This is a genomic window from Williamsia serinedens, from assembly GCF_024171725.1.
Classification (GTDB): Bacteria; Actinomycetota; Actinomycetes; order Mycobacteriales; family Mycobacteriaceae; genus Williamsia_A; species Williamsia_A serinedens.
Genome location: NZ_JAMTCG010000002.1, coordinates 381,390 through 394,898 on the forward strand (window position 1 = coordinate 381,390; position 13,509 = coordinate 394,898).

General features: G+C 70.1%; 14 protein-coding genes. 10 read left to right on the plus strand and 4 right to left on the minus strand.

Going from position 1 to position 13,509, the window contains the following annotated elements; all coding sequences use genetic code 11:
- Positions 1-118 precede the first annotated feature (118 nt).
- Genes LX12_RS05260 through pknB form a run of 6 tightly spaced genes read left to right on the plus strand, consistent with a single transcriptional unit; the run spans position 119 to position 8,330 of the window.
- On the plus strand, positions 119-586 hold the full coding sequence (locus LX12_RS05260) for an FHA domain-containing protein FhaB/FipA (RefSeq protein ID WP_253653470.1): 468 nt from the start codon (positions 119-121) through the stop codon (positions 584-586).
- Entirely contained in the window at positions 583-2,055 is a 1,473-nt protein-coding gene (locus LX12_RS05265) for a PP2C family protein-serine/threonine phosphatase (RefSeq protein WP_253653471.1), read from the plus strand. The genes LX12_RS05260 and LX12_RS05265 overlap by 4 nt, the downstream gene beginning before the upstream one ends.
- The gene (locus LX12_RS05270) at positions 2,056-3,483 is read left to right on the plus strand and encodes an FtsW/RodA/SpoVE family cell cycle protein (RefSeq protein ID WP_253653472.1); all 1,428 of its coding nucleotides are present in this window, start codon (positions 2,056-2,058) and stop codon (positions 3,481-3,483) included. It begins immediately after the preceding gene.
- Complete coding sequence (locus tag LX12_RS05275; protein WP_253653473.1) at positions 3,480-4,994, plus strand: peptidoglycan D,D-transpeptidase FtsI family protein; 1,515 nt, start codon at positions 3,480-3,482, stop codon at positions 4,992-4,994. Before LX12_RS05270 ends, LX12_RS05275 begins: the two co-directional genes overlap by 4 nt.
- 58 nt (positions 4,995-5,052) lie before the next feature.
- Complete coding sequence (locus tag LX12_RS05280; RefSeq protein ID WP_253653474.1) at positions 5,053-6,429, plus strand: serine/threonine-protein kinase; 1,377 nt, start codon at positions 5,053-5,055, stop codon at positions 6,427-6,429.
- Positions 6,429-8,330 carry a Stk1 family PASTA domain-containing Ser/Thr kinase gene (gene pknB / locus LX12_RS05285; protein WP_253653475.1) on the plus strand — a complete coding sequence of 634 codons (1,902 nt, stop codon included), beginning with the start codon at positions 6,429-6,431 and terminating at the stop codon, positions 8,328-8,330. Before LX12_RS05280 ends, pknB begins: the two co-directional genes overlap by 1 nt.
- Positions 8,331-8,343: 13 nt before the next feature.
- Here the strand turns inward: pknB and LX12_RS05290 are convergent, their stop codons facing one another.
- A complete protein-coding gene (locus LX12_RS05290; RefSeq protein WP_253653476.1) occupies positions 8,344-9,006 on the minus strand; it encodes an aminodeoxychorismate/anthranilate synthase component II in 663 nt (220 codons plus the stop codon).
- A gap of 68 nt (positions 9,007-9,074) precedes the next feature.
- Between LX12_RS05290 and crgA the strand changes: the two genes are divergently transcribed.
- Positions 9,075-9,365, plus strand: coding sequence for a cell division protein CrgA (crgA, locus tag LX12_RS05295; RefSeq protein WP_253653477.1), 291 nt, complete (start codon positions 9,075-9,077; stop codon positions 9,363-9,365).
- An 88-nt stretch (positions 9,366-9,453) separates the two neighbouring features.
- Entirely contained in the window at positions 9,454-9,870 is a 417-nt protein-coding gene (locus LX12_RS05300; protein WP_253653478.1) for a PH domain-containing protein, read from the plus strand.
- Here LX12_RS05300 and LX12_RS05305 read toward each other — a convergent pair.
- Both LX12_RS05305 and LX12_RS05310 read right to left on the minus strand, forming a co-directional pair.
- Entirely contained in the window at positions 9,860-10,558 is a 699-nt protein-coding gene (locus LX12_RS05305) for a rhomboid family intramembrane serine protease (RefSeq protein WP_253653479.1), read from the minus strand. The genes LX12_RS05300 and LX12_RS05305 overlap by 11 nt on opposite strands.
- 170 nt (positions 10,559-10,728) lie before the next feature.
- Positions 10,729-11,256, minus strand: a complete 528-nt coding sequence (locus tag LX12_RS05310) for a peptidylprolyl isomerase (protein WP_253653480.1) — start codon at positions 11,254-11,256, stop codon at positions 10,729-10,731.
- 102 nt (positions 11,257-11,358) lie between these two features.
- On the opposite strand from LX12_RS05310, the gene LX12_RS05315 reads away from it, so the two are divergent.
- On the plus strand, positions 11,359-11,709 hold the full coding sequence (locus tag LX12_RS05315) for a hypothetical protein (protein WP_253653481.1): 351 nt from the start codon (positions 11,359-11,361) through the stop codon (positions 11,707-11,709).
- 148 nt (positions 11,710-11,857) lie between these two features.
- Entirely contained in the window at positions 11,858-12,280 is a 423-nt protein-coding gene (locus LX12_RS05325) for a DUF4190 domain-containing protein (protein ID WP_253653875.1), read from the plus strand.
- A gap of 6 nt (positions 12,281-12,286) precedes the next feature.
- Here LX12_RS05325 and LX12_RS05330 read toward each other — a convergent pair whose 3' ends face one another.
- Positions 12,287-13,420, minus strand: a complete 1,134-nt coding sequence (locus tag LX12_RS05330; protein WP_253653482.1) for a hypothetical protein — start codon at positions 13,418-13,420, stop codon at positions 12,287-12,289.
- Between the last annotated feature and the right edge of the window lie 89 nt (positions 13,421-13,509).

A 13,509-nucleotide genomic window follows, 5' to 3' on the forward strand; every position in this document is an offset into this window, starting at 1 on the left:
CCCCCATAGGATGTGGGTCCATGAGTCGCCGCGGGCGTCGCGTCCGACGCTGCGCGCGACCGCAGGCACACACGGACGACCCACGGCCCACTCCAGACCGCGACGGAGGTGAACCCCTGTGCAGGGCATCGTGCTGCAGTTGACCCGCATCGGGTTCCTGCTCCTGTTGTGGCTGGTCGTCTGGGCCGTCCTGCGCGCACTGCGCCACGACGTGTACGCGGCCACGGGCCAACGTCCCGTCCCCCGTTTCCAGCGGTCGGGACGCGGATCGGGCGGCGCACCCCGCGCGAAGGGGGCGGCGCGCTTCCTCGTCGTCACGCACGGCGCCCTCGCCAACACCCGGATCACCCTCGGGACGCAACCGGTCCTCATCGGACGCGCCGCCGACTCGACGCTCGTCCTGTCCGACGACTACGCCTCCGAGCGACATGCCCGCATCTCCCGTCGGGGTGACGACTGGTACGTCGAGGACCTCGGCTCCACGAACGGCACCTATCTCGACCGCGGCAAGGTCACGACGGCGGTGAAGGTTCCCCTGGCCACGCCGATCCGGATCGGCAAGACCGTGATCGAGCTGCGCCCGTGACCCTCGTCCTGCGCTACATCGCGCGGAGTGACCGCGGGCTGGTCCGCTCCAACAACGAGGACTCCGTGTACGCGGGCGCGCGTCTGCTAGCGCTCGCCGACGGCATGGGCGGACACGCGGCCGGCGAGGTCGCCAGCCAGCTCGTCATCGAGGCCCTGCAACCGCTCGACGACGACGAACCCGGCGGTGACCTGCTCGGTAAGCTCGAATCGGCCATCGCCAGCGGCAACGCCGCCATCGCCGACCAGGTGGAGCGGTCCCCCGAGCTGGACGGGATGGGCACCACGCTCACCGCGATCCTGTTCGCCGGCAACCGCCTCGCGCTGTGTCACATCGGCGACTCCCGGGGGTACCTGCTCCGCGACGGCGAGCTGAACCAGATCACCCGCGACGACACGTTCGTGCAGACGCTCGTCGAGGAGGGGCGGATCACGGCCGAGCAGGCCCACACGCACCCCCAGCGGTCGCTGATCATGCGCGCGCTCACCGGCGCCGAGGTGGAACCGACCCTGACCATCCGGGAGGCCCGCGCCGGCGACCGGTACCTGCTGTGCTCCGACGGCCTGTCCGACGTGGTGTCCGAGGAGACGATCGCCGACACCCTGGCGTCGGTCGCCGACCACGGGGACTGCGCCGACCGCCTCATCGAGCTCGCGCTCCGCGGCGGCGGGCCCGACAACGTGACCGTCGTCGTGGCCGACGTCGTCGACGTCGACTACGGCGACCACCGACCGATCCGCGCAGGCGCCGCCGGTGAGGGTGACGACGACTACGTCCCGGACCCGAAGACGTCGGCCGGACGGGCCGCGGCCCTGCGCCCGCCGCAGGAGTCGCCGCGGCGGCCCACCGTCGACGTCGAGGACGTGGTCGAGGAGCGCCGGCCCCGCCGCAAATGGCTCTGGGCGGCGATCGCGATCGTGCTCATCGTCCTGGTGGTCGCGGGCGGGTTCGTCGCGCGATCGATCATCCGGTCCAACTACTACGTGGGCGAACACGACGGCGACGTCGTGCTCTACCGCGGCATGCAGGGGTCGGTGCTCGGAGTCTCGCTGAACTCGGTGAGCCTCGCGGCCTGCGTCAGCGACCCGTCCGCCGCGACGCCGACCATCTCCTTCACCGACGTCGGGTCGTCGTCCTGTTCGCCGCTGCGGGTGGCCGACCTGTCCCAGCCGAGCCAGAACACGGTCCGTGCGAGCAAGCCGAGCGTGCCCCTGGGCGAGGCGAAGCAGAACGTCACCCTGTTGTCGCTGCTGCCACTGTGCGGTGAGCAGTCGACGTCGGCCACCTCGACCCCGCCCTCGTCGGCCACGCACGCCCCGTCGTCCACGCCGCTGCCCCCGCCGGCCACCACCACCGCGCCCGGTCAGCCGGCACCGCCGCCCGTGTCGTCCGCGGCTCCGAGCTCCACCGTCGACACCAGCGTCGACCGCTTCGACGACAGCGGTCGCAAGATCTGTCGGGGGCACTGAATGTCGCAGGAATCGGTCACCCCCACCCCGACCTCCGGGCCCATCCGGCGACCCACCGGGCGCACGACGGAGCTGGGACTGCTGGCGCTGGTCACCCTGGTGGTGACGGTGGCGCTCATCAACGTGGAGGCCGCCCAGGAGCAGCAGCTCACCTGGGCTGTCGGCAAGTACCTGGTCATCTTCGCCGTGCTGTACGGCGGTGCGCACCTCGTCATCCGACGGTTCGCGCCCTATGCCGACCCGCTGATCCTGCCGCTCGTCGCGATGCTGAACGGTCTGGGACTGGTCCTCATCCACCGCCTCGACCTCGGGTCCGGCCGCAACGGCGAGACCGCCGAGACCACGGCGTCGACGTCGAACGCCGACCAGCAGGTCCTGTGGATGGTGCTCGGCATCGTCGCGTTCGCGGCCATCCTGATCTTCGTCCGCGACCACCGCACACTGTCGCGCTACAGCTACATCCTCGGTCTGTCCGGCCTGGTCTTCCTCGCCATCCCGGTCCTGCTGCCGGCGTCGCTGTCGGAGATCAACGGCTCGAAGAACTGGATCCGCACACCGCTCTTCAACATCCAGCCCGGTGAGTTCTCGAAGATCCTCATCATCATCTTCACGGCGTCGCTCCTGGTGTCGAAGAGGGATCTGTTCACGACGGCCGGCAAGCACTTCCTCGGCATGGACCTGCCGCGCGCCCGCGACCTCGGTCCCCTGCTCGCCGCGTGGATCGTGACGATCGGGATCTTCGCCCTCGCCAACGATCTCGGCGGTCCGCTGCTGATCTTCACGACCATCCTCGCGATGCTCTACGTCGCGACCGAACGCGTCGGCTGGGTCGTGATCGGCGTCGTGCTGTTCACCGTAGGGGCGGTGCTCGCCTACGAGCTGTTCCCGCACCTGCAGGTCCGAGTCCAGGTGTGGCAGAACCCCTTCAGCGACTTCTACGGCCAGGGGTACCAGGTCGGACAGGGTCTGTTCGGGCTCGCCACCGGTGGGCTGTTCGGCACCGGGCTCGGGTCGGGTCGGCCGAACATCGTCCCCTTCGCCAACACCGACTTCATCGTCGCGACCATCGGTGAGGAGCTCGGACTCGTCGGGATGACCGCGATCCTGGGCATCTACCTCATCCTCGTCGTCCGCGGGTTGCGCACCGGCATCACCGTGCGCGACAGCTTCGGCAAGCTGCTCGCGACGGGCCTGTCGTTCTCGATGGCGGTGCAGCTCTTCGTCGTCGTCGGCGGCGTCACCAAGCTGATCCCGCTCACCGGTCTGACGACGCCGTTCATGTCCTACGGCGGGTCGTCGCTGCTGGCGAACTTCGTCCTCGTCGCGCTGCTGGTCCGGGTGTCCAACGCGGCACGCGAACCCGACACGTCCAAGCGCAAGCAGGTCCCCGTCGCCGCCGCGCCGACACAGGTGGTGAAGCGCGCGTGAACGTCCCGATCCGCCGCGTCGTCATCGCGGTCATGGTGATGGTGGTCGCCCTGCTGGCGAACACCACGTATGTGCAGGTGTTCAAGGCGGACTCGCTGCGCAGCGATCCCCGCAACCAGCGCGTCCTGCTCGACGAGTACTCCCGTCAGCGCGGGCAGATCACGGCCGGCCAGACCGTCATCGCCCAGTCGGTCCCGACGAACGACCGTCTGAAGTACCTGCGGGTGTACCCCGGGAAGGACGCCGCGGCGTTCGCGCCCGTGACCGGCTTCTACTCGTTCCAGTACGGCAGCGCCGGCATCGAGCAGGCCTACGACTCGCTGCTCAACGGCAACGACGACCGCCTCTTCGGGCAGCGTTTCCTGGACATGTTCTCGGGCCGGGATCCCCGGGGCGGCAACGTCGTCACCACCATCCGACCGAACCTGCAGAAGGTCGCCTACGACGCGATGAACGCAGGCTGCTCTGGCGGCTGCCGCGGGTCGGTCGTGGCCATCGCGCCGAAGACCGGTGCGATCCTGGCGATGGTGTCGACGCCGTCGTACGACCCGAACCTCCTCGCAAGCCACGACGCCGCGGAGCGTGAGGCGGCCTGGAACCGGTGGAACCCGGAGTCGATCACCGAGTCGTCGCCGCAGCCGATGCTCAACCGCGCGATCGACCAGACCTACCCGCCGGGTTCCACGTTCAAGGTCGTCACGACGGCCGCCGCGCTCGCGCAGGGCATCAACCCGGACTCGACCCGGCTGACCGCGTCGAGCTCGATCACGTTGCCCGACACCGCGACCAGCCTGACGAACTACGGCGGCGAGACGTGCCCCGGGTCGTCCGGCGGCGAGGTCACCCTGCGTCAGGCGTTCCAGTACTCCTGCAACACCGCGTTCGTGCAGCTGGCCACGCAGCGCCTCCAGAACCCCATCGCGTCGGTGAAGTCGGCGGCGACGGCCTTCGGCCTCGACTCCGACACCCCGGACGTCCCGATGTCTGTGGCGGGGTCGACGACGGGGCCCATCTCGGACCTGGCGGCGCTGGGGCAGAGTGCGATCGGACAGCGCGACGTGCGGATGACACCGCTGGAGAACGCGATGATCGCCGCGACGGTCGCCAACGGCGGCGTGCGGATGCAGCCCTACCTCGTCGACAAGCTGCAGGGACCGGACCTCAAGACGCTCTACACCACGGCGCCCAGCAGCATGGACGAGCCGATCTCCGCGCAGACCGCCGCGACGCTCACCAGTCTCATGATCGACTCCGAGCGCAACACCACGGGGTCGGGCGGGTCGTCGGTGACCATCGCGTCGAAGACGGGTACGGCCGAGCACTCGGCGACCTCCGACGCAGCCGAGACGCCCTACGCGTGGTACATCGCCTTCGGTCCGTCCAGCAACGCGCAGATCGCCGTCGCGGTCATCGTCGAGAACGGCGACCGCGGCATCCAGTCGACGGGTGGGTCGTCGGCCGCGCCGATCGGGCGTGCGGTCATCAACGCGATGGTCGGGGGCAACCAATGAGCCGCGGCGGGATCCGGGGCGCCACCACAGGGTTCGGGTCGGGGGAGAGGGGGAACGGATGAGCCTGCAGAGCGGGACGACGATCGCCGATCGCTACCGGTTGATGCGGCTGATCGCCACCGGCGGCATGGGCCAGGTCTGGGAGGGCATCGACACCCGTCTCGACCGACGGGTCGCGGTGAAGGTGCTCAAGTCGGAGTTCTCCGACGACGCGGAGTTCCTGCAGCGCTTCCGGATCGAGGCGATGACCACAGCGCGCCTGCACGACCCGGGCATCGCGAGCATCTTCGACTACGGCGAGACCCCCGACCGCGCAGGCGGTCCGGCGTTGGCCTACCTCGTCATGGAGCTCGTCAACGGTGAGCCGCTCAACGCGGTGCTCGCCCGCCTGGGCCGGTTGTCGCTGACGAATGCGCTCGACATGCTCGAGCAGACCGGTCGCGCGCTGAACGCCGCGCACACCGCCGGACTCATCCACCGGGACGTCAAGCCCGGCAACATCCTCATCACCCCGACCGGTCAGGTGAAGATCACCGACTTCGGCATCGCGAAGGCGGTCGACGCGGCCCCGGTGACGCAGACCGGCATGGTGATGGGTACGGCACAGTACATCTCGCCGGAACAGGCCCTCGGCGAGGACGCGACGAGCGCCTCGGACGTGTACTCGCTCGGCGTCGTCGGGTACGAGTCGATCTCCGGTCGCCGACCGTTCCTCGGTGACGGCGCGATCACCGTCGCGATGAAGCACATCCGCGAGACCCCTCCCCCGCTGCCGGCCGAACTGCCCGGCGGCATACGGGAACTCATCGCCATCACCATGGCGAAGGACCCGCACCGTCGGTACGCCGACGGCGGGGAGTTCGCCGACGCCGTCGCCGCGGTCCGCGCAGGCCGTCGTCCCCCGACACCGGGAGCCGGTGTCGGACCGATCGCGCCGCCGCCCCTCCACACCCGCGAGATGTCGGCGCCGATCCCGCGACCGGCGGGTCCCCCGCCCCCGACGGCGACGTCGCGTCGCCCGATCCCGGCCGCACCGCCGCCGGACGACAACCGCTGGACCGCCGGGCAGAAAGCGCTCGCGGCCGTGGCCGTCCTGCTCCTGTTGGCCGCGCTCGGCCTCGTCGGGTACTGGCTCGCCACGAGCGGCAGCGGTGACGGGTCGACCACACCGTCCACCACACCGTCGACGGTGACGCAGACGACGGAGGTCGCCCCCACCCAGGAGGAGACGACCACCACCACGACGACGACCGAGACCACGACGACCACCACCACCCCGGAGACCACGACCACCACCCCGGAGACGACCACGACCACCACCACGCCGGGTGGGTTGTTCCCGGGTCTCGGCTCGCTGATCCCGGGTCTGCAGCAGAACTACAGTGGGAGCGCGACGCCGACACCGCTGGCCGGCCAGAGCGAGAGAGGTGACTGATGACCACGCCTCGTCACCTCTCCGACCGCTACGAACTCGGCGAGACGCTCGGGTTCGGCGGGATGTCCGAGGTGCACCACGCGCGTGATCTCCGGCTCCACCGCGACGTGGCGATCAAGGTGCTGCGCGCCGACCTCGCCCGCGACCCGAGCTTCTACCTCCGCTTCCGGCGGGAGGCACAGAACGCCGCCGCGCTGAACCATCCGACGATCGTCTCCGTCTTCGACACCGGCGAGGCGACGACCCCAGAGGGGCCGCTGCCGTTCATCGTCATGGAGTTCGTCGACGGTGAGACCCTGCGCGACGTCCTGCGCGCCCAGGGCCACGTGTCACCGCGGCAGGCCATGACCTGGATGGCCGACGTGGCTGCGGCACTGGATTTCTCGCACCAGAACGGCATCGTCCACCGCGACATGAAGCCGGCCAACGTCATGATCGACCGGTCCGGCGCGGTGAAGGTGATGGACTTCGGCATCGCACGCGCGATGTCCGACGCCACGGGCTCGATGACCCAGACCTCGGCCGTCATCGGCACCGCGCAGTACCTCTCGCCGGAGCAGGCACGCGGCGAGAGCGTCGACGCCCGCAGCGACGTCTACTCGATGGGCTGCGTGCTCTTCGAACTCCTCACCGGTCAGCCGCCGTTCACCGGGGACTCGCCGGTCGCGGTCGCCTACCAGCACGTCCGCGAGGACCCTCCGGTCCCGTCGAGCATCCGGCGCGAGATCCCCTCCGTCCTGGACTCCGTCGTCCTCAAGGCGATGAGCAAGAACCCGGCGAACCGGTACCAGTCCGCCGGCGAGCTGCGGTCGGACCTGATGAAGGTCCTCGCCGGTGGCCGCCCCAGTGCGCCCATGCTGCTGTCCGACGAGGACAAGACCGGCATCATCGAACCCGTTGCGCGCCAACGACACGGGCGGGCGGTCCCCACCTCCCACCGTCGTCCCGACCTCGACGACGAGCCGCCCCGACGGAATCGCCGTCGGCTGGTCGGCTTCGGTGCCCTCGCCGCGGTGCTGGTCGTGGTGATCGCTCTGCTGCTGGTGCGTCCGTGGTCCTCCGACACCGATCAGGTGACCATCCCCCGCGTCACCGACATGTCCGCCACCCAGGCACAGTCGACGCTCAGCACCATGGGCCTGCGGGTCAGCACGTTGCAGGAGCCCAACAACCAGGTGCCCTCGGGGAGTCCGACCCGCACCGCCCCCGCCGAGGGCGTCCGGGTCGACAAGAATTCGGCCGTGACGCTGTACATCTCGAGCGGACCGCAGCGCCAGGACCTCCCGGACCTCACCGGTCGCACCGAGGACGAGGCCCGCAAGACGCTCAACGAGCTCGGCTTCACCGACGTGAAGAGCGCTCAGGTCCCGTCGTCGAACCAGTTGCGCGGCAAGGTCGCCGGCCTGTCGCCGCAGAGCGGCACCTCGCAGTCGGTGAACACGACGATCACGATCCAGATCGGGACCGGACCGCGGCAGGTGTCGGTACCGACCGTCACCGGGCAGACCTCCGACGAGGCGCAGCAGACGCTGGAGAACGCGCGCCTGCGGATCCAGACCCAGCAGGCCGACTCCGAACAGCCGGCCGGGACCGTCCTCAGCTCGTCGCCCGCCGCGGGCACCCAGGTCGACGAGAACAGTGTCGTCACCGTGACGGTCTCACGCGGAAACCAGTTCCGCATGCCCGACCTCACCGGCAAGACGGTCCAACAGGCCCAGGACACGCTGACCGCGGCGGGGTGGAAGAACACCACCCTCAACCAGGTACCGCGCAACGTCGGCCTGGGGAGTCCCGACGCGAACCGCGTCATCTCGCAGAACCCGCCGACGAACAGCGTGGTGAACAACGACCAGGCCATCGAGGTGACCGTCGGTCAGGTCAGCCTGCTCCCCGCGGGCTGACCGACTCCGGACGTCAGGCGACCGGTGCGATGGCCGTGGCCATCGCCTGCTCCAGCTCGACCACCACGGTCTCGGGGACGTCGTGACCGGCAAGCCGGAGCCAGTTCGCGAGCATCCTGTGGCCACCCTGCGTGAGCACGCTCTCGGGGTGGAACTGCACACCGTGGATCGGGAGGTCGCGGTGTCGCATCGCCATCACGATGCCGCTTTCTGTCCGACCGGTCACGACCAGCTCGTCCGGGATGGTCTCCGGGAGGACCGTCAACGAGTGGTACCGCGTCGCGACGAACGGGTCGTCGAGTCCGGCGAGCACGCCGTCACCGGCGTGGTGCACCGTGGACGTCTTGCCGTGCAGCAGTTCCGGCGCCCGGTCGACGGTGGCACCGAACGCGGCTCCGATCGCCTGGTGTCCGAGGCACACCCCCAGGACCGGCGTGGCGGTCCGCGCGGCGACCTCGACGAGCGGCATGGTCGCGCCGGCACGCTGCGGGGTACCCGGACCCGGGCTCAGGAGGATCGCGTCGAACTGCTCCACGACCGCGTCGAGGTCGTCGAGACGGCGATCGTCGTTGCGCCACACCGTCGCCGAGACGCCCAGCTGCCCGAGGTACTGGACGAGGTTGTAGACGAAGCTGTCGTAGTTGTCGACGACCAGAACCGAGGGACCCGTGCTCATCCGCCACACCGTACGCGCTGCTCCGCAGGTGGGATACCGTGGTGGGGCCTGTTCACAGTGAGGAAGCGATGCCGAAATCCAAAGTAAGGAAGCGGACCGACTACACGATCAACCCGGCGAGCCGCACACCGGTCAAGGTGAAGGTCGGGCCGTCGAGCCAGATCTACGTCGGCGCGATGCTCGGGTTGATGCTGTTCGGTCTGGCCTGGCTGATCGTCTTCTATCTCGTCGCCACCCCGAGCAGCCTCGGCGCCGACGGCAAGATCCTGCACTGGATGTACGCGCTCGGCGCGTGGAACTTCCTCATCGGCTTCGGGTTCATGATCTCCGGCCTGTTGATGACCATGCGGTGGCGCTGACGTCGCCATCTCTCCCCAACCTGGGGAATGACATGTGTGTAAGTCATCCCCATTGTGGACAAAGCCTGTGGACAACTCTGCCCACGGCGTGACATCGAGCTGGTCGACGCCGAGACCCGCGGGAATTGCGCTCATCGTGGGCGGTCTCGTGCTCGGGGCGGCGGCCATCGCGTCGCTGTCGGACCCGGGCGGCACCGTCATCATGGGCGTCGCCGCGGTGCTCCTTCTCGTCCTCGGCACGACGGCGCTGGTCGTCCGCCCTCGACTCGTGGTGTCGCCGGCGCGCATCCGGCTACGCACGCTGCGCGGCACGGTGGAGTACACGCCGTCGGAGGTGTCGCGGGTCCGCGTCGTGGCGACCGCTCGCCTCGGCCGGAAGACGCCCACTCTCGAGTTCGATCTCCCGAACGACCGTCTCGTCGTGATGGGCCGGTGGGATCTCGGCAGTCATCCCGACGACGTCGTCGACGCGCTCGAGCGGGCGGGGTTCCCGGTCAGCCGCTGACGAGGAGCGCGATGGCTGCGGCGAGCACGCCGAGGGTGCCGATGGCGGCCCAGCCGACCCGCGACACCGACCGTGCGGTCCGGGTGCGTCCCGACAGGACGAGGCCGGGGAGCAGCAGCACGCCGGCGGTCGCCGCGGCACCGAAGACGAGTCCCCCGAGGTGCGCCCACAGGGAGATGTTGGGGATCGTCACCGAGATGACGATGTTGATGACGATCAGGCCGACGATCTGGCCGGGCGGCATCTTGGCGCGGATGACCGCGACGAGCAGTCCACCCATGACGCCATAGATCGCGCCTGACGCACCTGCCGCGGGGACGTCGGGGTTGAAACTCAGGACAGCTGCGCTGCCGCCCAGCAGCGCGACGACGTAGATCCCGACGAAACGTGCGGTGCCGAGGGCACTCTCGAGCTCACGACCCAGAATGTAGAGGGTCAGCATGTTCAGCCCGATGTGGATGACGGAGTAGTGCAGGAAGCCGGACGTGACGATCCGCCACACCTCGCCCTGCCCGACGAACGGGCCGAACAGCACACCGTCATAAAAGATTCGGGAATCGCGGAAGTCGACATTCCCGACGCCGTGGGCCTGGGCCGCCGTGAGGACGAAGACGAGGACGTTCACGGCGATGAGCGCGAACGTCGCCCGGGGACGCGACGTCCCGATGGTGATCGCGCGGGGTGTCATGCCCCGCGACTCCCGCACGCAGTCGACGCAGTGCTGGCCGACCGCGGCCGGTGTCAGGCATTCCGGACACGCCGGACGCCCGCACCGGGTGCAGGCGAGTCCGGTCGGGCGGTCGGGGTGCCGCACGCACACCGTCCGCGGGGCGGACGGCGGCGGCGGGAACGGCTGGTTCAGCTGATCTCGATCTTCTCGATGACGACGTCGTCGAGCGGCTTGTCGCGACGGTCGGTGCTGGTGGTCGCGATCGCGTCGACGACCTTGCGCGACTCCGCGTCGGCGACGACACCGAAGATGGTGTGGCGACGGTTCAGGTGCGGCGTCTTGCCGACGGTGATGAAGAACTGCGATCCGTTGGTGCCCGGGCCGGCGTTGGCCATGGCGAGCAGGTACGGCTGGTCGAACTGCAGCTCCGGGTGGAACTCGTCGCCGAACTGGTAGCCGGGGCCACCGGTGCCGGTGCCGGTCGGGTCACCACCCTGGATCATGAAGCCGTCGATGACGCGGTGGAAGATCGATCCGTCGTAGAAGGGACCGGAGTCACCACCGGAGGCGTTCGGCTGGCTGTAGTCCTTCGAGCCGGTCGCCAGACCGGTGAAGTTCTCCACCGTCTTCGGGGCGTGGTTGCCGAACAGATCGACGACGATGTCGCCGCGGTTCGTGTGCAGGGTCGCGGTCGCTGTCTTCTGTGGTGTGCTCACGCCCCCATCGTGCCATCCGCCCCTGTACCGGGGACGAGAGCGACCTGGCAGGCTGGTCCGCATGCCGCGCCGCGGGCGCGACCGACGATCGGAGAGCAGCTGATGTCCAAGGCCACCGCCGTCACGACGACCGCGCTGGGTGTCGTCACCCCGTGGTCGGCACCCGTGCGACTGCTCGCCGCGCGCGGACTGCTGTCCGCCCGCCGCCGCCGTGCGGCGCAGAAGGCCTCGCCGGCCACACCGGTGACTCCGGCCCCTTCCGGTGGGAAGCAGCGCTCGCGCCTGCGTGTGGTCGTCGCCCTCGGCGCGATCGGCGGGCTCGTCGTCGCGACGGGTGCCGTCGTCGCGCTGCGCGCCCGGAGCAGCACGCCGCCGCCCGTCGCCCCGGCACCGCCGCGTGTCCAGGACGTGCCGACCGCGGATGCCGCCGGGGCCCAGAACCCGCCCGAGTAATCTTCGACCCGTGCATCCCGACGATCGCCCGACGTCACGACCCCCGAGCGGGGAGATGTCCCGTCCGCCCGGCGGCCGACCGGTCCCGCCTCCTCGGCGACCGATGGGCCCCGGACCGGGCGCGCCCGCTCCTGATCGCCGTCCGCCCATGCCCCCGCCGACGACCTCCGTACCGAGGCCCGGCGACAGCGGTGCCCTCGCGTACTCGCAACAACCGCCCCGTCGCGGTCCGGCGCCCGACGACCGGCCGACGACGGTCTACCCCGACTCCGCGATCCGGACACAGCACGACACCGCCCCCGACACCGACGACCCGGAATCGAGCCCGATGACAGCGGCGCCGCGCAAGTCGACCAACGTCCTCGCGATCGTCGCGCTGGTGTTGTCGTTCCTCGGGGTGACCGCGATCGTCGGCATCGTCTGCGGGCACGTGGCGCGCGGGCAGATCCGTCGGCGCAAGGAGTACGGGGAGCAACTCGCCTCGGCGGCTCTGTGGATCGGTTACGCCTACGTCGCGGCCGCGATCCTGTGCCTGATCGTCTACCTGGCGATCGCCGGTCAGGGGTCCTGACCCCGGTCACCGACCGGGGAGCACCGCGCGTGCCGTGATCGGCACGCCACCGCCGCCGATCGACGACGGCCCGTTGTCGTCGACCACGCTGAGCGCCACCATGATCCGCTGCACATCCCGCGACCACGGGGTGTTGTCGCGCACCCGTTGCGCGAACGGGAAGCCGTTGTCGGCCCGGAACCTGTCGGCGAACGACCCGGACGGTCCCCGCTCGGTCACGAAGCCGAAGGACGGTCCGCCTGTGGAGTCGGCGACGTAGGCGCCGAAGTTCTGCATCGTCCACGCCAGCTGTCGCCCGGGGACGGTCTCGAGGCCGAGTCGCGACAGATCCGTCCGCGCCGGGATGGCGAGGAGGGCGCCCATCCTCATGGCGATGTTGCGGTTGTCGCCGATCGTGCCGTACCCGCCGACCGATCCCGCGTCCGACGTCGCGGCGGGCCAGCGGAAGCACTGCGGTTCCGTGCGGCAGCGGAAGAGCACCTGGGGGCTGTCGACGATGACCCTCAGCGCGTGACGCGGCCCGGTCGGTGACCCCGGGCCCAGCTCGCCGACGCGCAGGACGCCACCCGGACCGCCGCTGAGTCCTGCGGCACCCGGGCGGCGCGACAGGCCGTCCCCGTACAGGTCGACCGGAGCACTCACGTCCTGCGCGGTCGCCCCGCCACCGGCAACACACCGGGCGAGGGGTGCGACGTAGCGCATCGTCCGGCCGTCGGGCAGGAGAAACGTGGCGCCCTCGTTCTCGTTCGACGACCGGACGACGTAGTCGCGCGGGATCGGCGCGCTGAAGAGGATTGGACCTGCTGTGCCGCAACGACTCCGGCCGGTCCACCCGGCAGAGTTCGCATGCACCGCCACGAGGGGGGCGTCCGGGGTGAAGATCAGGTGGTCGCCGTCGTCCTGCGGCATCGGTGCCCAGACCGACCCGCGCGGCACGGCCGGGAGCCCCGCGGGCACGTAGCGGGCGTCGGAACCGATGGGTGTGTTCCAGATGCTGGTGGCGGCGAATGGTTGGCGCAGGACGTCCGCGGGAGCGGCCGCCGCGCCGGCATCGGCGGGGATCAGTCCCCCGACCGCGGCCGCGACCCCGACGAGGACGGCACAGCGTCGCACGGCACGGGTGAGCGGTGATGTCGGCACGCGGTCACGGTAACGACGGTGCGGTGCGACGGCGAGATCGATGTCCGAGTCTGCCGGTACCGATCCGGTGACGACTGTGCAACGCCGAT

What these genes read in the sequence shown, in the direction of transcription:
- LX12_RS05280 (WP_253653474.1), top strand. Translation starts at nt 5,053, where the DNA reads ATGAGCCTGCAGAGCGGGACGACGATCGCCGATCGCTACCGGTTGATG.
- LX12_RS05270 (WP_253653472.1), top strand. Translation starts at nt 2,056, where the DNA reads ATGTCGCAGGAATCGGTCACCCCCACCCCGACCTCCGGGCCCATCCGG.
- crgA (WP_253653477.1), top strand. Translation starts at nt 9,075, where the DNA reads ATGCCGAAATCCAAAGTAAGGAAGCGGACCGACTACACGATCAACCCG.
- LX12_RS05315 (WP_253653481.1), top strand. Translation starts at nt 11,359, where the DNA reads ATGTCCAAGGCCACCGCCGTCACGACGACCGCGCTGGGTGTCGTCACC.
- LX12_RS05325 (WP_253653875.1), top strand. Translation starts at nt 11,858, where the DNA reads ATGCCCCCGCCGACGACCTCCGTACCGAGGCCCGGCGACAGCGGTGCC.
- LX12_RS05290 (WP_253653476.1), bottom strand. Translation starts at nt 9,006, where the DNA reads ATGAGCACGGGTCCCTCGGTTCTGGTCGTCGACAACTACGACAGCTTC.
- pknB (WP_253653475.1), top strand. Translation starts at nt 6,429, where the DNA reads ATGACCACGCCTCGTCACCTCTCCGACCGCTACGAACTCGGCGAGACG.
- LX12_RS05305 (WP_253653479.1), bottom strand. Translation starts at nt 10,558, where the DNA reads ATGACACCCCGCGCGATCACCATCGGGACGTCGCGTCCCCGGGCGACG.